The sequence below is a fragment of the Cupriavidus sp. genome, assembly GCF_057315035.1.
This window is the reverse complement of record NZ_DBHKYV010000003.1, coordinates 97340-117909: the sequence shown is the minus strand read 5'-3', so window position 1 is coordinate 117909 and position 20570 is coordinate 97340. Positions and strand designations below refer to the sequence as shown.

Here is a 20570-nt window from a genome sequence, read left to right as displayed (position 1 = left end):
AGGCAATGAACTGAAGAATACCAATTGTCCCGGAAAATTGTACCTTTACCCACTGGTACAGTTTGCCTAATCTGTCTGCCATATTGAGCCACCACTGCATGGAGACACAAATGGCTGCCAGTTCCGTCCTGCCCAATTTTCGCGCCCTGACCCCGGCACAGCGTCTTGAGCATATTGCAACCGCCGCAGGGCTGACGTCGGCGGAAGTCCGGCTGATCTCCCAGCCCGGAGACCTCGGGGTCGACCTCGCCAATGGCATGATCGAGAACGTGGTTGGCACCTTTGAACTGCCGTTCGGTGTGGCTGGATACTTTCAGGTCAATGGCCGCGATGTTCTGGTGCCGATGGTGGTGGAAGAGCCTTCCGTGGTGGCGGCGGCGTCGTACATGGCGAAACTGGCGCGCGAGTGTGGCGGCTTCGAGACGTCGAGCACTGGCCCACTGATGCGCGCCCAGGTGCAGGTCTTGGGCATCGGCGACCCCTATGGCGCACGACTGGCTTTGCTGAAGCAGCGCGACGAGATCCTGGCTGTGGCCAACAGCCGCGACAAGGTGCTGATCGGACTTGGCGGTGGTTGCCGCGACATTGAAGTCCACGTGTTTCCCGATACGCCTCGCGGCCCCATGATCGTGATGCACCTGATCGTCGATGTGCGCGACGCAATGGGCGCCAATACCGTCAACACGATGGCCGAAGCCGTATCGCCTCTGGTCGAGAAATTGACCGGCGGTTCGGTACGCCTGCGGATTCTTTCCAACCTCGCCGACCTGCGCTTGGCGCGGGCGCGCGTACGGTTGACTGAAACGGTGCTCGCCACCAAAGAGCGCAGCGGCGCCGAAATCATCGAAGGCGTGATCGACGCATACACGTTCGCCGCCATTGACCCGTATCGCGCAGCCACCCATAACAAGGGCATCATGAACGGGATCGATCCGCTGATCGTTGCAACCGGCAACGACTGGCGCGCGGTAGAGGCCGGTGCTCACGCCTATGCATGCCGGGGCGGACGCTATACGTCCCTGACCCACTGGGAGAAAGATACTAGCGGTGCGCTGGTGGGCACGATCGAGATGCCGATGCCGGTGGGGCTGGTGGGCGGCGCCACGAAGACGCATCCGCTGGCACGCACGGCACTCAAAATCCTGGACGTCAAATCCGCGCAGGAGCTTGGTGAGATCGCCGTGGCTGTGGGTCTCGCGCAGAACCTCGGCGCCCTGCGCGCGTTGGCTACGGAAGGCATCCAGCGCGGCCACATGGCGCTGCATGCGCGCAACATCGCGCTGGTCGCCGGCGCCGTAGGCAATGAGGTCGACGCTATCGCCAAGCGTTTAGCCAGTGAACACGACGTACGGACGGATCGCGCCGTGGAATTGCTGGCGGAACTGCGCGCCGCGCGCTGAATACCAACGCGGTAGAACATAAAACCGGTGAGCATCCAGGCCGAACTTCCGGCCCAGGTGACATCATCAAGGAGACAACCGATGAATACCAACGACAAATCGGCGCCCCCGCGCTTGATCGAAGTGTGGGGCGACACCGCCGACATCTGGCACCTGGCCTGGTCAATCGTGATCGGTGGAGCCGTCAGCCTTGGAGGATTCCTGGTCGCGGCGCGTCTCCTTACCAGCCTTGTCAGCTCCCCCGAACTGGCGAGAGCGTACGCCATGCTGGCGGGTCTGGTCGGTTGCCTGGTTGCGGGCGTGCTTTGCGCAGCGCTGTTCTCCCCCAAGCGCGAAGTCATCGAGGGCGAACCATCGGACCCGAGCTGGCGCGAAGAAGTCCTCGCCAGCCTCGCCATGGAACCAGGCGGCCTCGGTTCCATCGCGGATCTTCCGCCAGCCGCCGTCCAGGAATTGAAGGAGCTGCAACTGTTCGACCTGTTCGCCTCCAGCGAGCCCGGCATCAGCCGAAAGGCAGCCGATAGCGCAAGCGATAGCCCCGTGAAGCCAGCCCCAGCGCTGGCTGATCGAAGCGCCTGACCCAAGCCTGCCTATATTCATCGGAGACGCATCATGATCGAATCAGCATTGCTGTCGCACATCCTTATCGCGGCAGGCATGGGCCTGGCTGGCGCAGTAGCGTTTGCAGCCATCGGCCTGATTTCAGGAACCGACGAGACCACCACGCTGGCACCACTGACGCTACTCGTCGTGCTGCTCGGCGTACCCCCGGAAGGCGTATTTACATTCTTCCTGGCAGGTGCGGTCGCCAAGCACATGACGCACGCCATTCCGACCGCCCTGCTTGGCATCCCCGGCGACACGATGGCTACGCCACTGCTGCAGGACGCCAATCACCTGCGCAATCTTGGCGTGCCCCATATCGCGCTGCGCAAGATGATCTCCGGCGCCATCATTGCCGCGTTCGTCGCGGTACCACTGGCGGTCCTGTTCGCCGTATTGCTCGCACCATTCGGCCCCACCATCACCAAGGCAGCGCCGTGGATCTTCGTCGTGGCGGCGGTCATCATTGCGTATTGCTCGTCAGGCAAGTGGGCGTCGGTTGCAACGCTGGTGCCGTTCGTCGTCGTGATTGTCGCGTTGCAGGCCCTGACCGCCAAGTTCGGCACCAAGCTGAGCATCAGCTACTTCCTCGGGATCGCTATCGGACCGCTGATCGCCGACCTGTTCTCGCTGCTGTCGCCCAAGGAACGCATCCGCATGCGGCGCGACAAGGTTCGTACGTTTGCGCTCGCGCCCGATGTCAAAGGCTGGTCAGGCTACTTTCCGAATCCCGCACGCGTGCTGGACAAGAGCCAGGTGAAATGGACGCTCGGTGCCGCAGCCGTGTCGAGCGCGACGTTCGTGTTCAGTCCGGTCGCCATGACCGTGGTGCTGGGTGAACTGGTGGGCGCCCGTATCCGCCACGCCTATCACCGCCTGACCACGGTACTGAGCGTGCGCAATGGCGTGACTGAAGCCACCTACATTGCCGAAGCGCTGATTCCCCTGATTGCCTTCGGCCTGCCGCTGAGCCCGGTCGCCGCCGGCCCGGCCGCCCCGTTGTTCAATGCGCCGCCGGTCTTCACCGTCAACGCCGGCTCGGGCCAGACGCACAACCTGCACAACCTGCTCAGCCACTGGGAATTCCTGGGATATGGACTGCTTTCGGTCCTGCTGGCTTCGCTGGTAGCCTACCCGTTCGCGATGAACTATGCACGCCGTTCCGCGTTGTTCGTGTCGCGCAAGATTTCGCACGAGGCCATTATCGGCACATTCGTGGGACTCATCCTGGTCATCAGCGTCTGGGAAGGCGGGCTGGTCGGTCTGCTGGTAATCCTGACCATGGGCCTGCTTGGCGGACTGCTGTCCCGCATCATCGGTTTCAATACCGGCGTGCAATTCATGGGCTACTACACGGCGGTGCTGACCGTGCCGGCTCTGCTCAAGCTGGCCGGACAATGAAGCGCGGAGAACCGGAATGACCGAGGCCATCAAGATCGTCGAGGTAGGGCCGCGCGACGGCCTGCAGAACGAATCCCGCAACATCGACGTCGACACCAAGGTATTACTCATCGAACGCCTCGTCGACGCCGGACTGCTTCACATTGAAGCGGCCTCCTTCGTCTCGCCCAAGTGGGTGCCGCAGATGGCTGGCAGCGCGGATGTCATGCGCAGGTTGCCCCGGCGGCACGACCTTCATTTCAGCGCACTGACACCTAACCGGAAAGGCCTGGACGCAGCAATCGAGGCCGGCTGCAAGGAAGTGGCTGTATTCGGGGCGGCATCTCAGGCCTTCTCGCAAAAGAACATCAACTGTTCGATCGAGGAAAGCCTGCATCGCTTCGAAGAAGTTACGGGCGCCGCAGTGGCCGCAGGCATCCGCGTGCGCGGCTACGTATCCTGCGTCCTGGGGTGTCCCTATGAAGGCGATGTCTCGCCGGAACAGGTAGTGGACGTGGCGCACCGGTTGCTCGAGATGGGCTGCCATGAAATCTCACTCGGCGACACCATCGGCCGCGGCACTCCAGACGCCACGCGTCGACTACTCGATGCCTGTCTACGCCAGATTCCTGCGACCCAGCTCGCTGGCCACTTCCACGATACGTACGGCATGGCAATCGCCAACATTGCCGCTTCGCTTGAAATGGGGCTGCGTACCTTCGACAGTTCGGTTGCAGGCTTGGGTGGCTGCCCCTACGCCGCGGGTGCCAGCGGCAACGTGGCAACCGAGGACGTGGTTTTCCTATTGCACGGCATGGGCTACGAGACTGGTGTCGATCTTGTGAAGCTGGCCGAAGTCGGAGACTTCATCAGCCGCGCACTGGGTCGAATCAATATGTCGCGGGCGGGACGCGCGCTGCTGCCCGGCTCACGATCAGCCGGCGCTTGATAGGGTCGCGTCCAGCTCCCCTCTCCCGTACGCGGGAGAGGGGTTGGGGGTGAGGGCATGCGGTTCAAATGGCGACCTGTCTCAGCTTGCACCGCTGACCCTCTCCCCCGCCCCTCTCCCGCCGGGCGGGAGAGGGGAGACCACCAAGGGTGGGCAGCAACCTCTACCTGGCTTAAGCGACTGTGCAATTTACAGTCAGTTTCTACGCACTACTTCAGAGCCTTTTCAACGGTGTGGGCCGTCATCGCAATCATCTCGAGTAGCCAGGTGTGCCCCTCATCTTCATCGTTGCGGCGATGCCAGACCGCTCGCATGAGTTCGGTACCCGCTTCGTATGGCGGATCGCGGCGAACCAGGTCGCCGCCTTTTGCGAGTGCGATGGCCAGTGACGCGGGCACGATCGACAGCATGTCCGTATCACGAAGCAGTGCCGGAATGGCGAGCGAGTGCGGGACGGTGACTCTTAGCCGCGGCGCTTCCTTCGACTGAAGCAGCGCCTGCTCCAACGCACGTCGATCGAACATCTCGGACTGGCGTGCAAGGCCGCGTTCGACGATGAATCCTCCGACGGCACCTTCCTCCAGCCCGCCGACAGACAACGTTACGAGCGGATATTTCGTCAGATCCTGGAGTTTGAGCTTCCGACGTGAAGCGGGATGACCCTTGCTCATCAAGATGGACTCTCCCTGGGTCATCAGGGTGCGCGAGTTCAGCCGGGCAGGCACCTGGGAGAAGATGCCGATGGCCAGATCAATGCGTCCCAGATCGATCTGCTCTGCAAGGTCCAGCCGCGTCGACGGCCGAATGACTAGGTCCACGCCCGGCGCAACCTTTCGCAGTTCACGCGACAACGGGGCAATAAGCACCTCCGTGACGTGATCGTTCGCTGCAATGACGAATTGGCGCCGTGATTGATCTGGGGAGAACGGGTCCACACCCAAGGCGTTCTCGATACGGCGTAGCGACTCCAGCAGGATTGGCGCCATCGCCGTGGCGCGGCCAGTCGGCACCATGCCTTTCCCCATCCGTATGAAGAGTTCATCGCCGACCACCTCGCGCAGCCTCCGGAGCGCATGACTGACCGCCGATTGCGTGAGATGGAGTCGCTTGCCCGCCAGAATCAGATTCCGTTCCTCATAGATGGCCTCGAACACTTTCAGAAGATTCAGGTCCATGCGTCCGATGCTCATGATGGCGCCTTGTTCATTGAATGGCATTCATTATGCTATTGCACAGACATCAATTCCATTCAATTCACAGCCGGCGCATGATGGCGTCCAGCCATTGGACAGGAGACGACACCATGACGACCGAAACACTGAACAGCGACCAACAAGCACTGATCGAGCAGTGCATCCCCTTTCTTGAAGAAGTGAAGGACCTGACCACTGACGCTGCGGTCGAGCGCTGGCTGAACCAGAAGTACGGGCCACACAGCGATCTGTTCCAGACGCTGTCGGCCATGGTAAGGAAGGGCGTGGAGGACGGCTGGGCCGCCAATATCGAGATTGAAGGCTCACATTACCGTCGCAGTCGCATCGCGGAGCCTTCGGAGCGTACCCTCCACTTCAGCATCACCGCGGTGTATATAGACAGCGCTAACAATCAGCAGGGCCATCCCGACCATCGTTTCCGGGGCCAATACCATGGCCACCCGTACGGTGAGTTCAATATGGTGGTGCCCCTGAACCCGGGCGCCGCCCTGAACGGGCCGAACGGCTGGTGCGCTGGCGGCTGGACCGCACCCGCGCCGGGCAGCCATCACTATCCGGAAGCAAAGGGTGGCGCCGTTATCGCGTTGTTCTTCCTGCCGTCCGGCCGGATTTCTTACGTCGATGCTCCGCAGGAGTAAGTCATGTTGGGGTTCGCTTAGCAAGCGTTCAAGCGCTTGCGGCGTTTCAGGCGACGAGTCAGACCGTGACACCCACGGGCCAGGGCACAAACTCGTGCTGCCCCACCCCAAGCGCCTCGCTCTTGGTCTTCGTGCCAGAGGCGTGTTCGAGGATCTGCTCAAAAATCTGGCGGCCCATCTGCTCAATCGTGGCGTCACCGTCGATGATCGGGCCGCAGTTGATGTCCATGTCCGCTTCCATCCGGACGTACATTGGCGTATTACTCGCCAGTTTGATGGTCGGCGCCGGCAAGGAGCCGAAGCATGAGCCCCTGCCAGTGGTAAAGCAGATCAGGTTGGCGCCACCCGCGATTTGTCCTGTCGCGGAAACCGGGTCGTAACCCGGTGTATCCATGAAGACAAGGCCGTGCTGCGTGACGGTTTCAGCGTACTCGTACACCTCCATCAGCGGTGCATTGCCGCCTTTCTTGGCGCCGCCCAATGACTTTTCAAGGACGTTTGCCAGCCCGCCTGCGTTGTTACCCGGACTGACCTGGCCATTGATCTGCGTGTCGCGGCCGGCGTTGTACCGCAGCCACCAGTCGATGCGCGCGACCAGCTTCTGGCCGACCTCCGGTGTGCGGGCCCGCGCCGTCAGCGTATGCTCGACGCCGAAAATCTCCGACGTCTCTGACAGGATCGCCGTGCCGCCATTCTCGATCAGCAGTTCCATGGCACGTCCCAACGCCGGGTTCGCGGACAGACCCGAAAACCCGTCCGAGCCGCCACACTGCATACCGATCGAAATATGCTCGGCCGAGACCGGCTCGCGATGCACGTGATTGGCATAGGGCAGCAGGTCATGAATGATGGCCACGCCGGCATCCACGGCCTTGCGGTTGCCGCCTGCCTCGCGAATCACCAGCGTGCGCAGCGTGGGTCCGGGCTCCAGACCCTGGTCCTGCAGGAACGCCTGCAGTTCGTTCTCTTCCTCGCCATAGGCCACTACCAGCGCGGCAGCCGTATTGACGTTGCGGATAGTGCCGCCCAGCGTGCGCCGCAACATCGCCATCGGCTCGCCGCTCAGTTCCATTCCGGCACCCTGGTCATGGGCAAAGCCTGCCACGGCATCAATGTTCGCGTACGCAGCGATGGCGTCCGGCTGGAATGCCGAGGCGATCTTGCGCACCACGGCGCCAGCCCGATGGCTGATCGCGAAGATCCCCACGACATTGCGCGTGGCCACGCGACCGTCGCGCCGCACGATACCCATGAAACGGGCGCGTTTCTCCGGAGGAAGAATTTGCGTAGGCACGTAGTCCAGTCCATGGCGATAGTCCTTCACCACAGCATCGAACACAATGTTGTGGCTGTGCGCCCAAGTGCCGGCGGGAAGATCTTCGCATGCGAATCCAATCACCGTGTTGTACTTGAGGATCGGCTCGCCACGCTGAATGGCCCGCGTGGTCACCTTGTGCCCGGCCGGCACCATCTGCAGCGTCAGCAGGCCACCACCGCCCTCGTTGGGCACCAGCGTGCCGGCTTCCACCTCGACGCGCGCCACTACGACGTTGTCTTTCGGGTCGAGCCGGATAAACGGGTTGCGCAGTGCGTCGGCGGAAGGCTTTGGGGCTGGCGGAATGCGCAGCGGCTTCGGTTCTACGGTTACCTTGTTCATGGGGATTCCTTATGCCTGATGCCTGATACCTTGTGGCTTATGCGAAGACGCCGACCGACCAGGGCATGAACTTCGATTCGCCCGTGCCAAAGTACTCACTCTGTGTTTCCTTGCCCGATGCATACGCGAGCCACTGCTGCAACAGCAGCGCGCCGGCCTGTTCCGCGCTGGCGCCTTCGGATACCAGTTGCGAGCCGTCGATATCGAGGTCGTCCTCGTAATCGGCAAACTGCGCGGCGGTCACCGCGACGTTGACCGTCGGCACGGCAGCCGCGCCGAAACCCGTGGCTTCCGGCCGCGCCACGCACAGCAGCGTTGCGCCCGACGCTACCTGCCCGCTGGCACATACGGCTTCATGGCCGGGCGAATCCATCAGCACCAGGCCGCGCTGGGCTTGCGTAAGCGGCTCAGCGTACCTTACGGCCGCGTCCAGCGCGCCCGTGCCGTACCAGGCCGGCAGGCCGGCGGCAACCTCGACCGGCGTCGCGGTGTTGCGTCCTGCCGTGTAATCGCGCCACCAGACGATGGTCTGTTCGACTTCCTGCTTCAGCACATCGGTCCTGGCGCGCTGCGCAAGCCGGGCACCGGTGGCCGGCGTGTCTGAGACGATGACCGTGCCACCCGCCGCGATGAGCTGGTCGGCTGCAGCGCCGATAGCGGCCTGCACGCGCGACGCTTCTTCGTCGAGCGCCTCGCCCTGCAGGCCGACGGTCAGGTGCGCAGCCGAAACCGTCTGGCGCTCGAACTGGTTGGCCGCCGGCAACATCGCCTCGATGGCCTTCACGCCGGCATCGATGGCGTTGGCGGTACCACCCACCTCCTGGAGCACCACCGCATGCAGCATCGGGCCTTCCACCAGTTCTTCCTGTTCCAGGAAGGCGTAGATGTTGTTCCGGTCGCACCCCAGCGCGAGCACCACAGCACCGGCCACGTTCGGGTTGCGGATGCTGCCACCGAGCGTTCGGCGCAGCAGATCCATGGGCTCGCCGCTCTTTTCCATGCCGCAACCGAGTTCGTGAATAAAGGGCACCACGCCATCCACGTTGGGGAATGCCGCCAGCCGCCCGGCGGTGAAATGGTCCGCCACCTTGCGTGCCACGGTAGCGGCACAGTTGCCGACGATCAGCACGCCAAGATAGTTTCGGGTGCCCACGCGGCCATCGGCGCGCACATATCCCTGAAACTGGGGCGCCGAAGTGTTAGCAGCATTGGTCATGGATTGGGGTCTCCGATATCGCCAGGCCATTCCACGACCTGGACTTTGTCTTTGCGTATGGCGACCTCGCGGCCAGCGGCCCGAGGTATGACTGACATGCTATAGACCCGCGCACGGTTTCGAAATCACCGAACGCGACGATCCCGTGCGCAACGCCCTGCGAGTTCCAGCATATGGAAAAACCGGAAGATTGTTATCGATGATTGGCTCCTGCCATGCGATGTCCGCTACAGATGTCCACTACAGGTGAAGCTCGAACAGGCATCCCGACAACGCAGCCTTGCCCAGGACATCGAGCGGCACCTGCTGTCGCGATGACGTGATGAACAAGCGGTCGCGCTGGAGTCCCCCCACACATACGTCTGACGGGCACGGCACCGGCATGCCGACCACGCGGTCGAGCGTGCCGTCGGGCAGAAAGCGCATTACGCTCCAGCCGTCGCACAGTGCAGTCCAGATACCGCCGCCATCGTCGATCGCCAGCCCGTGTGGCCTGCCTGCGCCCTTCGGAACGGTGGCCAACCGGCGCACTGTCCGGCTGTCGGGATCGAGTATCAGGATCGAACCTGATTCCGGCGTTGTGGCATAGAGGTGAGCGCCGTCCGCGGACCAGCGCAGCGCCTGTACGCGTTCCGCGATCGTCCATTGCGGTTGCCACGCTTCCCCACTACGCCAGGCGCCCACCTGGCATCCACCTGCCTGTGTCGGCACAGCCATCCATGGCGTGCCGTCCGCATCGATGCATAGCGCCATCACACTTGGCGCTGAGGCAGGCCAATCTTCCGCGGGCCGCACGCCACCATCGGTGCCCACGATGGCCACGCCGTTGTCATGGATCGCCAGCACGCCGTCGGCGGTCGGCAGCATCGCGCGGATGGGCGACTCCAGACGCGCCAGCACGCGAGATTGCATGGCGCCATCGGGCGCCACATCGAGACAGCGGACAGCCGGCGCCAGTACATCGGCCCACAGCAGACGGCTTGCGCCTGCGTCCCAGAACGGGAAAGCACCCTGGAACGCCCAGGGCCCCTGCACTACCTGTACGGCGCCACCCGGTGCGACGGGCTTGAGCGCGCCAATTTCCGCGCCAACACGCCGCGCTGCCTCGGCAAGCTCGGGACCCAGGAGTTCCAGCCTTTCGCGCGTGAGCCGGTAGGCCGGGCCGGCCACGCTGATGGCGCCGCGCACCGCGCCCTGGCTGTCGACGATGGGCGCGCCGACGCATCGAACGCCAAGCACGATTTCTTCATCGTCGATGGCATAGCCGCGTGCGGCCGTAATGTTGAGTTCGGCGTTCAGGCGGCGACGGTCGGTGATCGTCAGGGGCGTCAACGCCTTGAGCGTCAGTTCGCGCACGATGGAGTCGCGCGCGGCACTGTTCATCGCCGAGAGGATCGCCTTGCCCTGGCTGGTGCAGTGCAATGGCTTGCGCTGGCCCAGAGACGCGGCCGAACGCTCGCTATGGGCACCGTCGCAGCGTTCCAGCGAAATGACTTCCAGCCCGTCGAGGGTCGCGAGATAGCACGTTTCGCCGGTCAGATCGCGCAGCCCCCGCATTTCGTTGGCGGCCGCCGCCACGAGGTCCGGCATCGTGTAGGCCTGCCGTGCCATCTCGAAACAGCGGAAGCCCAGTCGGTAGACCTTGCGTGCCGGGTCGCGCCGCAGCATGCCACGCGCTACCAGCGTGGCCAGCAAGCGGTAGATCGTCGTGCGGGGCAACGCCAGTTGTTCGGTCAGTTCGGTCTGGCTCAGCCCATCGGGAGCCGCGCCAACGGCCTCGAGCACGTCGATGGCCTTCTCGATTGCGCCGGTACCATCACCAGGATTCGCGGACATGGCAGTTTGTCTCAGTATTTGGAAATCAGCCGCCGATTCGCTGTCGGCGTCAGCTAGCGGCCATTCTAAAACCGCCAAAAGCTGTCTAGGATGCCTGCAAGGCAACGGCAGGACGAAAGCCATCCGCGCCGGCCGCGACGGTCCCAGCATATGGGACAAATCGAGACGAATCCATCATTCCATCCCGCGAGACAAAGCATGCGCGCCGTCAACCCAGCTCCGCTCACCACCATTCCGCAACACGCTCCGGCACCTTATGTGCCCGATTCCGTACTGGACCGCCTGGCCAAGGTCACCAGCGGATCGCTGACTACCCAGCTCTACATCAAGGGCTTCCGCCAGCCTGTGCTGCACGGCCTGAAGGCACTTAACGCGAAGATCAAGCCGTTCGCGGGACGCGCCTACACGATGCGCTTCATCCCGGCGCGCGAGGACGTCGATGTCTACGGCAACCTGACGACGGAACCGTCCGCCGACAACCTGCAGTGGGTTGGCGTGGAACAGATCGAACCGGGCCACGTGCTGGTGATCGACAGCAATCGCGACGGGCGTGCCGCGTCAATGGGCAACATGCTGATCACGCGGATGATGATGCGCGGTGCGCGCGGCGTGATCACCGACGGCACGTTCCGCGACGGCACCGAACTGTCGCAGATGGACTTCCCGATCTGGAGCACCGGTGTCACCGCCACCACGCGACTTTCCTACCACCATGTGGCCGATCTGCAGGTACCGATTGGCTGCGCCGGCGTGGCCATCTATCCCGGCGACGTGATCCACGGCGACGGCGACAACATCACGGTCGTGCCCGCCCATCTGGCCGAGGAAATGGCCGACCTGTGCGAGCGCCGCGACGATATCGAAGCGTACCTGGCCTTGCGCGTACAAGCGGGCGAAGCACTGTGGGGCCTGTATCCGCCCAGCGAAACCACGCGCGCCCAGCATCGCGAATGGGTTGCCGCCGGGCGCCCGCCGATCGCCCCTGCCGCGCCGCTCGTGGCCGCCAACAGCCGATAACCCTCCGGTCCCCAGGAATGCCAAGGAATCCGCATGACGACATTCACACCTGACTATTACGACGCCCTGATCCGCCGCTACTTCGCCGCTTGCAACGCCGCCGACTACCAGGCGCTGGTTGATTGCTTTACGCTCGACGCGATCCACTACTTTCCCGCGGGCCTGCCCGAAGTGCCCTGGCGCACCGCCGACACCATTGCAAGGAAATGGATCTGGTGCGTGGACACGCTGGGATCGCAGTGGACCATCGAACGCATCCTGATCAGCCACGACAAGCCCGAAGCCATGATCGAATGGACGCACTGGAAGAACAAGAGCGGCACCGCATTGCGCGGTGCCGAGTGGTACGACTTCGATCCGGCCACCGGCAAGATCAAGGAGATTCGCGCCTACTACGCGTCTCCAGCCGACAAGACAGCGACCATCAACGAACTGGTGGATTTCGACTACGCCGCGCGCGGCTATCACCTCAAGAGCGAGTAGGCGCGTGACCGACAACAACACCTTGCAATCGATCGACGCGCGCACTGGCCAGCCGACCGGCGAACCGTGGGCGGCATCGACACCCGAACAGATCGACATCGCGGTCGCCGAGGCGTCGGCTGCCGCAGCCAACTGGGCGGGCAGCGATGGCGGCACGCGGGCACGCTTGCTGCGCAGCCTGGCAGAAGCACTGGAAGTCGCGCGTGAAACGCTGGTCCCGCTGGCCGACCGCGAAACCGCGCTTGGCACGGCGCGACTCAATGGCGAACTCGACCGCACCGCATACCAGTTGCGCGGCTTTGCCGACGTGGCCGAACGCGGCGGCGCGTTTGCAGTGCAGGACGATCCGGCAGTCGCCGGCGCACCGCCCGCTGGCCGCCCTCGCCTGACCCGCGTGCGCGTGCCGCTGGGCCCGGTGGCGATGTTCGCGGCCAGCAATTTTCCGTTCGCGTTCTCTGTGCTTGGTGGCGACACCGCCTCGGCGCTGGCCGCCGGCTGCCCGGTCGTGATCAAGGCGCATCCGGCGCACCCGGAACTGTCGCGCCAGACCATTGCCTTGGCCCGGCAGGTACTGGCCGCACAGGGGTTACCAGCCGGACTGATCGGATTTGTCGAAGGCGCTTCGATTGCAACCGGCGTGCAGCTTGTCAAGGCGAATGCCATTGCGGCAGTTGCCTTCACTGGCTCTTTCGCTGGCGGCACGGCATTGGCGCGGATCGCCGCGGAGCGGGCCCGTCCCATTCCGTTCTTCGGTGAACTCGGCTCCGTCAACCCTGTGATCGTGCTACCCGACGCATTGCACGCTGGCGGCACGGAACTGGCACAGACGCTTGCAGGCTCGATCTGCCAGGGCAGCGGCCAGTTCTGTACGAGCCCCGGCGTGATCGTGGTCCAGAAAGACCCGGCTGGCGACGCGTTCGTCGATGCACTGGCCACGCACCTTGCCAGCCTTGCACCGCACGCGATGCTGACGCAGGGTATCCGTCGCGCCTTTGACAACGGCGTGACACGCTGGCGCAATACTTCCGGTGTGCGCCCGTTGGTCGCCGAGGTAGCCAACGTAGCCAACTTAGCCAACTTAGCCAACGCAAGCGACGCCAATGCGGCGCCACGCCCGCATCTGGCGGAAGTCGATGCGTTGGACTTCATTGCGAACACCAGCCTGCACGAGGAAGTCTTTGGTGCCGCAGCACTAGTGGTGCGCATCGATAACCCGGCACAAGCCGTTGACGTCTTGCGCGCCGTGGGTGGCTCCCTGACGGTCACGCTGTGGGGCGTCGATCCGTCCGGCACGCTACCGGACGGCAACACCATCGCGCTGGTGCGTGCCGCTACCGAAGTGGCAGGTCGCGTGCTGTTCGGTGGCGTGCCGACCGGTGTCGCGGTCACCGCTGCGCAGCATCACGGTGGCCCGTTCCCGGCCTCGACCGCGCCATCGACCACGTCCGTGGGTTACGCCGCGCTTGACCGCTTCCTGCGCCCCGTGGCCCTGCAGGACGCGCCGGCCTGGCTGACCGACCGCAAGGGGGTGCCATGCTGAGGCATATCGTCCTGTTTCGGCGCAAGCGCGACGTCGCACCGGATCCGGCTCTGGAAACCGCGCTTGCGGCCCGCATGGCCGCGCTGGGCGGGGACATTCCCGCCATCATGTTCTGGCGTTTCGGGAAGAACGAAATGGACCGCCCGATCTGCTGGGACTACGTGCTGGAATCGGAAGTAGCTGACGCGCAAGCGCTCGACGCCTATCTGTTCCACCCGCTGCATCAGGCCCTGGTGGCCGACCTGAAGCCGTATTTCGAATGGGCTGCGGTGGACTACACCGTCTGAGGTGAACTACACCGCCTGACGCCGAGCAGCCGGCATGCAAAAAAGGGGCGCCTGTTGAGAGGCGCCCCTTTTTCATCTTCGTGACCCTATCCCGGTCACGGGCGCTTGCCGAAGCTCGCGCTCTCCCTGGTCCAGCGCCTCGCCTGCTCGCTCAGGCTGAAGCCCAACCCAGGACGGCTCGGCACCACCATCCGGCCATCGCGCAGTTCCAGCCGTTCGTTGAACATTGGCTCCAGCCACTCGAAGTGTTCCAGCCACGGTTCGCGTGGATATGCAGCCGCCAGATGCAAGTGGATCTCCATTGCAAAGTGTGGTGCCAGGCGCAGTCCCTTGAAATCCGCCAGTTGCATGATCTGCAGGAACGGCGTGATGCCACCCACGCGCGGCGCATCGGGCTGAACGAAGTCGCAGGCACCCCCAGTGATCAACTGCGCGTGCTCACCAAAGCTGGTCAGCATTTCGCCGGTGGCAATTGGCGTGTCCAGCGAAGCAGCGAGCGCGGCATGGCCTTCGTTGTCATAGGCATCGAGCGGCTCCTCGATCCAGACCAGGTTATATGGCTCCAGCGTGCGTCCCATGCGTTGGGCCGTAGCGCGGTCCCACTGCTGGTTGGCATCGACCATGAACGGAAAGGCGTCGCCAAGATGCTCGCGCACGGCCTTCACGCGACGCAGGTCTTCCGCAGTGTCCGGCTGGCCCACCTTGATCTTGATGCCGCCAATGCCATTCTCGCGCGACTTGTCGATATTCTTGAGCACCTGGTCGAGCGGCATCGACAGGTAGCCACCCGACGTGTTGTAGCACTGCACCGAATCACGATGCGCACCCAGCAGCTTGGCCAGCGGCAACCCGGCGCGCCTGGCCTTGAGGTCCCACAGCGCCACGTCGAACGGGGCGATGGCTTGCGTGGTCATGCCGCTGCGCCCCATCGACGCCCCGGCCCACAGCATCTTGTTGAACAGCCGGCCAATATCGTTAGGATCTTCGCCAATCAGTTCATCGGCGATCTCCCTGGCATGCGCGAACATGCCAGGGCCACCCGCGCGCTTGGAGTAGCCGAAGCCAGTGCCCGAGTGGCCATCCCGGGTGAAGATCTCGGCAAAGATAAAGGCTATCTCGGTGAGTGGGCGCTGGCGGCCCGTCAGCACCTTGGCGTCGCTGATGGGCGCGGCCAGCGGCAGGATGACCAGCGAGAGGTCTATGGATTCAATGCGGTCTGGAGTGGTCATGGTGCGATTTCAGCAAGGGGTTATTCGGGCTTGATGCCCGCGTTCTGGATGACCTTGGCCCAGCGTGCGGTCTCGGTCTTCACGAAAGCGGTGTAGTCATGCGAGTTCGATGCGACCACCACAAAGCCGCTGGCTTCGAGCTTCTCGCGTACGGCCGGTTGCTTGAACGCCGTGGTCATGACCGCTTCAAGCTTGTCAACGATCGGCTTCGGCGTGCCTTTCGGTGCCGACAGTCCAACCCACGACACCGCCGTAAAACCGGGAAAGCCGGATTCCGCGATGGTCGGCACATCGGGGAACAGCGGGTTGCGCTGTTCGCTGGTCACAGCCAGCGCACGCAGCTTCCCGGCCTTTACATAGGGCAGCACGGCATCCTGGTTCACAAACATCGTCGGGATCTGCCCTGCCAGCACGTCGGTAAGGGCGGGGCCGCCGCCGCGATATGGCACGCCGACCATGTCGAGCTTGGCCGTCTGCCGAAGCAGTTCCATCGCCAGGTGCCCAGACGACGCGTTGGTGACACCGTAGTTGACCTTGCCTGGATTCGCCGTGACATAGGCGACGAATTCCTTGAAGGTCTTCGCCGGGAACGACGGATTGACCACCAGTACATTGGGTCCCGATTCAAGCTGGGAAATATGGACAAAATCCTTCGACGAATCGTAGTTCGGCTTTGGCGACATGCCATGTGCAATGGCGTTGCTGCCGATACCGGATAGCAGTAGCGTGTAGCCATCCGCCGGCGCCCTCGCCGCCTGTTCTGAGCCGATGACACCACCTGCACCGCCCTTGTTCTCGACGATGAACGGCTGCTTCAGCGCCTTGCCAAGCTGGTCGGCAATCATTCGCCCCATGATGTCGCTGGTACCGCCTGCAGGGAACGGAACGATGATTCGCACTGGCCGTGAGGGCCAGTTGTCAGGACCTTGCGCAAGTACGGCGCCCGAAGCGCAAAGCGTAGCGACGGCCGCAGCCGTGCACGCCGCAAGAAAGCCTCTGCGGTGCAACATAGTGTCTCCTGTCTGTGGATGGCCCGTTCTTTGTGATTGGTGGCGCGGGCCCGGCATTCTTGATCCCGTTAGTCTGGCAATCCGGACCGCTCAATACGTCGCGATGATTGCCAGCCGTGACCGATCCTGTGGTTCTAACGTGCTTCCATTCTTTGAGAAGCTCACTGACAATACAAGCGCCCTGCGGGCCCGGCGCGTGATGCGTCCCACGGCGTGGGACGGATCGCGAGGTCCGACTGAAACTGCGGACGTTTGCCGCACATTGCAGCGTCCGAGCCACGACTATCCGCCTTCAATGCCCACCGAACTCCGCTCTTCCGGCACCAGCAGCACGATGATCGACGTGGCACGCGTCGCCGGTGTATCGCGCGTCACCGTATCACGCGTGATCAGTCATCCAGAGATGGTGTCACCCGACACGCTGGCGCAGGTGCAGGCCGCGATCGCCCAGCTGGGCTACGTGCCAAACCTCAACGCCGGCAGCCTGGCCACGCGGCGCTCGCACATCATTGGCGCCATCGTGCCTACGCTGTCGAACGCGTGGTTTGCCGAGACCATGGATGGATTGGGCGAGGTGCTTGAATCGGGCGGTTACCAGCTTTTGCTGGGCCAGTCCCGTTACCGCGATTCTGGTGAAGAGGCACTGATCGACACGTTCGTCGGTCGTCAGGTGGACGGTCTGGTGCTAACAGGCGTCGAGCATCCCGATGCCGTGCGGCGCAAGTTGCGCGCGTTCGGCAAACCAGTGGTCGAAACATGGGACCTGACCGATGAACCTATCGATATGGTGGCCGGGTTCTCCAACGACGGTGCCGGCGCGGCGGTAGCACAGTATCTGGCGCAACGCGGCTATCGGCATCTGGGCTTTCTCGGGGCGAACGAGCACCGCGCGAACAAACGGCTGGCCGGCTTTCGCAATGAAGTGGCTCGGCTGGGCCTGCCAGGCGTCGAGGCAGAAGTCGTGGAGCCACCATCGAGCATCGATGATGGCGCGAGGCTGATCCGCATGCTGAAAGCTCGCGTGCCCCAACTGCAGGCCGTGTACTGCAGCAACGACACGCTCGGCGTGGGCGCCTTGCTGGCATGCCGTCAGGAAGGCTGGGATGTGCCGCGGCAAATGGCCATCGTCGGATTCTCTGACCTGGCGATTGCGTCGGCCAGCCAGCCCACGTTGTCGAGCGTCCGCGTGCAGGCACGCGAGATGGGCAGGCAGGCGGCCCGCATGCTGCTTGCGCGGTTGACCGATGGCGGCGAACCCGTGGCGCCGGTGGCCAACCTCGGTTTCACCGTGATCGCGCGCGAGAGCAGTTGAGAGCAGTTGCGAGCCGGCACGCCGGCCCTCAACTGCTGGCGTGGTCAGGGCCTGGCGGGCGTCGTCCACACGCCGGCTGCCTGCAGCAGTCCACGCGTATAGCCCAGCGCGAATGACATGAAGCGCTCGCGATTCTCATCGAGATCGGAGACGGGCACATGGTCAGGACACAGTGGCCCCTGATACCCGCCACGCTGGTAGGCACGGATTGCCTCGAACATGTCGACATCGCCTTCATCAGGAAACACCTCCTGGAAGTCCAGGTAGCCTCCCCGGATATTTCGGAAGTGGACCATGAAGATGCGGCCCGTCGACGCGAACTCTTCGATCACCGGAATCATGGCGCGGCCGGGGTCGGTGAACATTTCAGCCACCGTGCCCTGACAGAAATTGAGCCCATGGTTCCTGCTGTCGCTCAGGGCCAGGAAGCGGCGAAGACCATCAGCCGAACCCACCACGTGCTCGATGCCATTAAGCCCGCCCACCGGGTAGGCAGGATCGTGGGGATGGCAGGCCAATCGAACGCCTGCACGGTCTGCCGCCGGCACCAGGCCTTCCACCAGGAATTCGATCGCATCCCAACCGGCCTGCTCGGTCACGGCTGGAACATCGCGCGCCATCTTTTGACCACACAGCATTGCGCTGCGTGCACCCCCTTCTTCCTGGTTGGTTGGATAGCCGACGCCCCAGTACGAATGCTTCTGGTCTTCCTCGGGCGAATACTCGGCGTACACGAAGCCGGAATTCTGCGCACCCCCGCGACCCGGTTTCAGCCCTGTACGCGTGATGCCCACCATCTGGACGTTGTATTTCAGGCAGGTGATGCCCGCGTCGGCCGCCTTCTGGATGTTCTGCGCCAACACGTCGCGTTGCCTGCGCGCACTGTCCAGGTCGACCAGCGAGTCGAGCAGGATCGATCCGACATCGAGCGCAAACACATCAAGTTTCAGGCCGAAACCTTCCACCCACTTCCGATACGCAGTCAGCTTGCTGGCGTCCCATGCGGACACGCCGTCTGCCGCAGACACCAGTTCCGTGCCACGGTTGTCCAGCACCACGCTTTGCACGCCGAGCTGCGTGGAAAGCCGCAAGCGACGCTCGTCCGGATTCAACAATTGCTCGCTAATGTACATGTACAGTCTCCGTCATTTTTACCGAATGAACACGTGTTCATTGTTGAGCCATAGCCGTGCGCGCGGCAAGTCGCAATCAGTCGGTGAACGATGCCCACATCAGGATTTGTCCCACCCACTGGGACGCGTCGGGCAGGTTGTCGAAGACGGTCTTCCGGCGTGTGCACGTGTTCACTACGATTCGGCTCAGTAGCCCTGCGCAATTCATGCCGCCAGGGCAAGACAGAACGATTCGGAGACACTGCATGTCCGGCACGCATCACCCGGCCGTCCCAAAGGCCGGTTTTTATCGCTATATCACCCTCGCCCTGATCACCATCGTACTGGCGCTAAGCACCGGCGACCGTGCCACGCTTTCGGTGGCTGGACCTCATATGGCGAGGGATCTGGGCCTCGACGCCATTCAAATGGGCTGGCTGTTCTCGTCGTTTGCCTGGGCTTATGTCCTGAGCCAGGTGCCGGCAGGATGGTTGGTAGATCGTATTGGCGCCAAGGCCGCGATTACAGTCGGCCTGGTGCTGTGGTCCTTGACGACGCTACTGATGGGCGCGGTGCATTGGTTCAGCTTTGCGTTCGCAGCCCTGCTCGTGCTGCGCTTTGTGCTGGGCGCGATGGAGTCACCGGTCGGCCCCGCTTCCGGACGCGTAATCGCCGCATGGTTTCCGTCGTCCGAACGCGGTGTGGCAGGTGCGATCTTCAACAGCGCGCAGTACCTGTCCCTGGTCGTTTTCACGCCGTTGATGGGATGGCTCGATCACCGGTTCGGCTGGAACCATATCTTTACTGTCATGGGCGGACTGGGCATCCTCCTGGCAATCGTCTGGGTGCGCATGTACTTCTCACCTGCCGAACATCCCCGTGTCTCGCACGCCGAGATTGCCCATATCGAAGCGGGCGGCGCACTGGTGCACCTTGGAGGCAAACGGAAAAGCGATGCCGCACCGCCGCGCCTCGCCGATATCGGCCTGCTGTTCCGCAGCCGAATGCTGGTCGGCATCTTTATCGCGCAGTACTGCATTACGTCGATTACGTGGTTCTTCGTGTCATGGTTCCCGAGCTACCTGGTCAACGGACGCGGCTTCTCCATCTTGCAGGCCGGTTTCGTTGCCGCCGTGCCGGCCATCTGCGGCTTCATCGGCGGGGTTTCCACGGGCTTCGTGTCCGACGCGTTGCTCCGGCGCTCCGGATCACTCACCCTGGCCCGCAAGTTGCCCATCACGATCGGGCTATTGCTTAGCGCCAGCATGATCGCGTGCAACTATGTCGATACCGACTGGCTCGTGATTGCGCTAATGAGCCTCGCATTCTTCGGCAAAGGCTTTGGCTCGCTTGGATGGACGGTCGTGGCCGATACCGCACCGAGCCGTATTGTCGGTAGCACGGGCGGCGTGTTCAACGCCGTGGGGAATATTGCAGGGATCGTCACACCGATCGTGATCGGCTACATCATCGCCGAGACGAAATCGTTCAATGGCGCGCTGGTCTACGTGGGCGCACACGGCCTGGTGGCAATCCTCTGCTACTGGCTCGTGGTGGGCCGCATCGAACGAATGGAATTGCCCGATGTATCCGCGCAGGAACCCGGCCCTCCAACCGCTCCACGCCACGGCTATCGTGAGTCTACTGCCGACGCGAAACCCTGAACCTGGACGTCGAAACCATACCT

Annotated in this window: 18 protein-coding genes; 11 read left to right on the top strand and 7 right to left on the bottom strand. The window is 63.2% G+C overall.

The genetic code is table 11. The features are described from left to right. The first annotated feature begins 110 nt into the window (after window positions 1-110). The 4 genes from ACO550_RS07030 to ACO550_RS07015 all read left to right on the top strand — a co-directional run bounded on the left by ACO550_RS07030 (window position 111) and on the right by ACO550_RS07015 (window position 4332). Window positions 111-1400 carry a hydroxymethylglutaryl-CoA reductase, degradative gene (locus ACO550_RS07030; RefSeq protein ID WP_315591561.1) on the top strand — a complete coding sequence of 430 codons (1290 nt, stop codon included), beginning with the start codon at window positions 111-113 and terminating at the stop codon, window positions 1398-1400. An 81-nt stretch (window positions 1401-1481) separates the two neighbouring features. After that, the gene (locus tag ACO550_RS07025) at window positions 1482-1979 is read left to right on the top strand and encodes a hypothetical protein (protein WP_315591562.1); all 498 of its coding nucleotides are present in this window, start codon (window positions 1482-1484) and stop codon (window positions 1977-1979) included. Window positions 1980-2012: 33 nt separating this feature from the next. Then, window positions 2013-3404, top strand: a complete 1392-nt coding sequence (locus tag ACO550_RS07020; RefSeq protein ID WP_315591563.1) for a tripartite tricarboxylate transporter permease — start codon at window positions 2013-2015, stop codon at window positions 3402-3404. Between the two features lie 16 nt (window positions 3405-3420). Further along, the gene (locus tag ACO550_RS07015; RefSeq protein WP_315591564.1) at window positions 3421-4332 is read left to right on the top strand and encodes a hydroxymethylglutaryl-CoA lyase; all 912 of its coding nucleotides are present in this window, start codon (window positions 3421-3423) and stop codon (window positions 4330-4332) included. A gap of 209 nt (window positions 4333-4541) precedes the next feature. Here ACO550_RS07015 and ACO550_RS07010 read toward each other — a convergent pair whose 3' ends face one another. Then, window positions 4542-5522 carry a LysR family transcriptional regulator gene (locus tag ACO550_RS07010; protein ID WP_485994582.1) on the bottom strand — a complete coding sequence of 327 codons (981 nt, stop codon included), beginning with the start codon at window positions 5520-5522 and terminating at the stop codon, window positions 4542-4544. Window positions 5523-5635: 113 nt separating this feature from the next. Between ACO550_RS07010 and ACO550_RS07005 the strand changes: the two genes are divergently transcribed. Continuing rightward, on the top strand, window positions 5636-6184 hold the full coding sequence (locus tag ACO550_RS07005; protein WP_315591566.1) for a 4-hydroxylaminobenzoate lyase: 549 nt from the start codon (window positions 5636-5638) through the stop codon (window positions 6182-6184). 58 nt (window positions 6185-6242) lie between these two features. On the opposite strand, the gene ACO550_RS07000 is transcribed toward ACO550_RS07005, so the two are convergent. From ACO550_RS07000 to ACO550_RS06990, 3 genes are all read right to left on the bottom strand, one after another. Beyond that, the gene (locus ACO550_RS07000) at window positions 6243-7841 is read right to left on the bottom strand and encodes a UxaA family hydrolase (protein WP_315591567.1); all 1599 of its coding nucleotides are present in this window, start codon (window positions 7839-7841) and stop codon (window positions 6243-6245) included. Between the two features lie 37 nt (window positions 7842-7878). Continuing rightward, complete coding sequence (locus ACO550_RS06995) at window positions 7879-9057, bottom strand: UxaA family hydrolase (RefSeq protein ID WP_315591568.1); 1179 nt, start codon at window positions 9055-9057, stop codon at window positions 7879-7881. 240 nt (window positions 9058-9297) lie between these two features. Continuing rightward, window positions 9298-10893, bottom strand: coding sequence for an IclR family transcriptional regulator domain-containing protein (locus ACO550_RS06990; protein WP_315591569.1), 1596 nt, complete (start codon window positions 10891-10893; stop codon window positions 9298-9300). Between the two features lie 198 nt (window positions 10894-11091). Here ACO550_RS06990 and ACO550_RS06985 point away from each other — a divergent pair, with 198 nt between their 5' ends. Genes ACO550_RS06985 through ACO550_RS06970 form a run of 4 tightly spaced genes read left to right on the top strand, consistent with a single transcriptional unit; the run spans window position 11092 to window position 14220 of the window. Then, window positions 11092-11910: an RraA family protein gene (locus ACO550_RS06985; RefSeq protein ID WP_315591570.1), complete on the top strand. Its 819-nt coding sequence runs from the start codon at window positions 11092-11094 to the stop codon at window positions 11908-11910. A 33-nt stretch (window positions 11911-11943) separates the two neighbouring features. Then, window positions 11944-12393, top strand: a complete 450-nt coding sequence (locus ACO550_RS06980) for a nuclear transport factor 2 family protein (protein WP_315591571.1) — start codon at window positions 11944-11946, stop codon at window positions 12391-12393. 4 nt (window positions 12394-12397) lie between these two features. Further along, the gene (locus tag ACO550_RS06975) at window positions 12398-13933 is read left to right on the top strand and encodes an aldehyde dehydrogenase (NADP(+)) (protein WP_315591572.1); all 1536 of its coding nucleotides are present in this window, start codon (window positions 12398-12400) and stop codon (window positions 13931-13933) included. After that, window positions 13927-14220, top strand: coding sequence for a Dabb family protein (locus ACO550_RS06970; RefSeq protein ID WP_315591573.1), 294 nt, complete (start codon window positions 13927-13929; stop codon window positions 14218-14220). Before ACO550_RS06975 ends, ACO550_RS06970 begins: the two co-directional genes overlap by 7 nt. 95 nt (window positions 14221-14315) lie before the next feature. On the opposite strand, the gene ACO550_RS06965 is transcribed toward ACO550_RS06970, so the two are convergent. Further along, window positions 14316-15449: an L-talarate/galactarate dehydratase gene (locus tag ACO550_RS06965; protein ID WP_315591574.1), complete on the bottom strand. Its 1134-nt coding sequence runs from the start codon at window positions 15447-15449 to the stop codon at window positions 14316-14318. A 20-nt stretch (window positions 15450-15469) separates the two neighbouring features. Next, complete coding sequence (locus tag ACO550_RS06960; protein WP_315591575.1) at window positions 15470-16459, bottom strand: tripartite tricarboxylate transporter substrate-binding protein; 990 nt, start codon at window positions 16457-16459, stop codon at window positions 15470-15472. A 295-nt stretch (window positions 16460-16754) separates the two neighbouring features. Here ACO550_RS06960 and ACO550_RS06955 point away from each other — a divergent pair, with 295 nt between their 5' ends. After that, the gene (locus ACO550_RS06955) at window positions 16755-17771 is read left to right on the top strand and encodes a LacI family DNA-binding transcriptional regulator (protein WP_315591576.1); all 1017 of its coding nucleotides are present in this window, start codon (window positions 16755-16757) and stop codon (window positions 17769-17771) included. 44 nt (window positions 17772-17815) lie between these two features. On the opposite strand, the gene ACO550_RS06950 is transcribed toward ACO550_RS06955, so the two are convergent. Next, entirely contained in the window at window positions 17816-18904 is a 1089-nt protein-coding gene (locus tag ACO550_RS06950) for a mannonate dehydratase (protein WP_315591577.1), read from the bottom strand. 245 nt (window positions 18905-19149) lie between these two features. Here ACO550_RS06950 and ACO550_RS06945 point away from each other — a divergent pair, with 245 nt between their 5' ends. Then, the gene (locus ACO550_RS06945; protein ID WP_315591578.1) at window positions 19150-20547 is read left to right on the top strand and encodes a D-galactonate transporter; all 1398 of its coding nucleotides are present in this window, start codon (window positions 19150-19152) and stop codon (window positions 20545-20547) included. The last annotated feature ends 23 nt before the right edge of the window (window positions 20548-20570 follow it).

Excerpts from the sequence above, each read along its gene's own strand:
- ACO550_RS06945 (WP_315591578.1), top strand. The coding sequence starts at position 19,150 with ATGTCCGGCACGCATCACCCGGCCGTCCCAAAGGCCGGTTTTTATCGC.
- ACO550_RS06995 (WP_315591568.1), bottom strand. The coding sequence starts at position 9,057 with ATGACCAATGCTGCTAACACTTCGGCGCCCCAGTTTCAGGGATATGTG.
- ACO550_RS07015 (WP_315591564.1), top strand. The coding sequence starts at position 3,421 with ATGACCGAGGCCATCAAGATCGTCGAGGTAGGGCCGCGCGACGGCCTG.
- ACO550_RS06980 (WP_315591571.1), top strand. The coding sequence starts at position 11,944 with ATGACGACATTCACACCTGACTATTACGACGCCCTGATCCGCCGCTAC.
- ACO550_RS06960 (WP_315591575.1), bottom strand. The coding sequence starts at position 16,459 with ATGTTGCACCGCAGAGGCTTTCTTGCGGCGTGCACGGCTGCGGCCGTC.
- ACO550_RS06965 (WP_315591574.1), bottom strand. The coding sequence starts at position 15,449 with ATGACCACTCCAGACCGCATTGAATCCATAGACCTCTCGCTGGTCATC.
- ACO550_RS06955 (WP_315591576.1), top strand. The coding sequence starts at position 16,755 with ATGCCCACCGAACTCCGCTCTTCCGGCACCAGCAGCACGATGATCGAC.
- ACO550_RS06970 (WP_315591573.1), top strand. The coding sequence starts at position 13,927 with ATGCTGAGGCATATCGTCCTGTTTCGGCGCAAGCGCGACGTCGCACCG.
- ACO550_RS07025 (WP_315591562.1), top strand. The coding sequence starts at position 1,482 with ATGAATACCAACGACAAATCGGCGCCCCCGCGCTTGATCGAAGTGTGG.
- ACO550_RS06950 (WP_315591577.1), bottom strand. The coding sequence starts at position 18,904 with ATGTACATTAGCGAGCAATTGTTGAATCCGGACGAGCGTCGCTTGCGG.
- ACO550_RS07005 (WP_315591566.1), top strand. The coding sequence starts at position 5,636 with ATGACGACCGAAACACTGAACAGCGACCAACAAGCACTGATCGAGCAG.
- ACO550_RS06990 (WP_315591569.1), bottom strand. The coding sequence starts at position 10,893 with ATGTCCGCGAATCCTGGTGATGGTACCGGCGCAATCGAGAAGGCCATC.
- ACO550_RS07030 (WP_315591561.1), top strand. The coding sequence starts at position 111 with ATGGCTGCCAGTTCCGTCCTGCCCAATTTTCGCGCCCTGACCCCGGCA.
- ACO550_RS06985 (WP_315591570.1), top strand. The coding sequence starts at position 11,092 with ATGCGCGCCGTCAACCCAGCTCCGCTCACCACCATTCCGCAACACGCT.
- ACO550_RS07010 (WP_485994582.1), bottom strand. The coding sequence starts at position 5,522 with ATGAGCATCGGACGCATGGACCTGAATCTTCTGAAAGTGTTCGAGGCC.
- ACO550_RS07000 (WP_315591567.1), bottom strand. The coding sequence starts at position 7,841 with ATGAACAAGGTAACCGTAGAACCGAAGCCGCTGCGCATTCCGCCAGCC.
- ACO550_RS07020 (WP_315591563.1), top strand. The coding sequence starts at position 2,013 with ATGATCGAATCAGCATTGCTGTCGCACATCCTTATCGCGGCAGGCATG.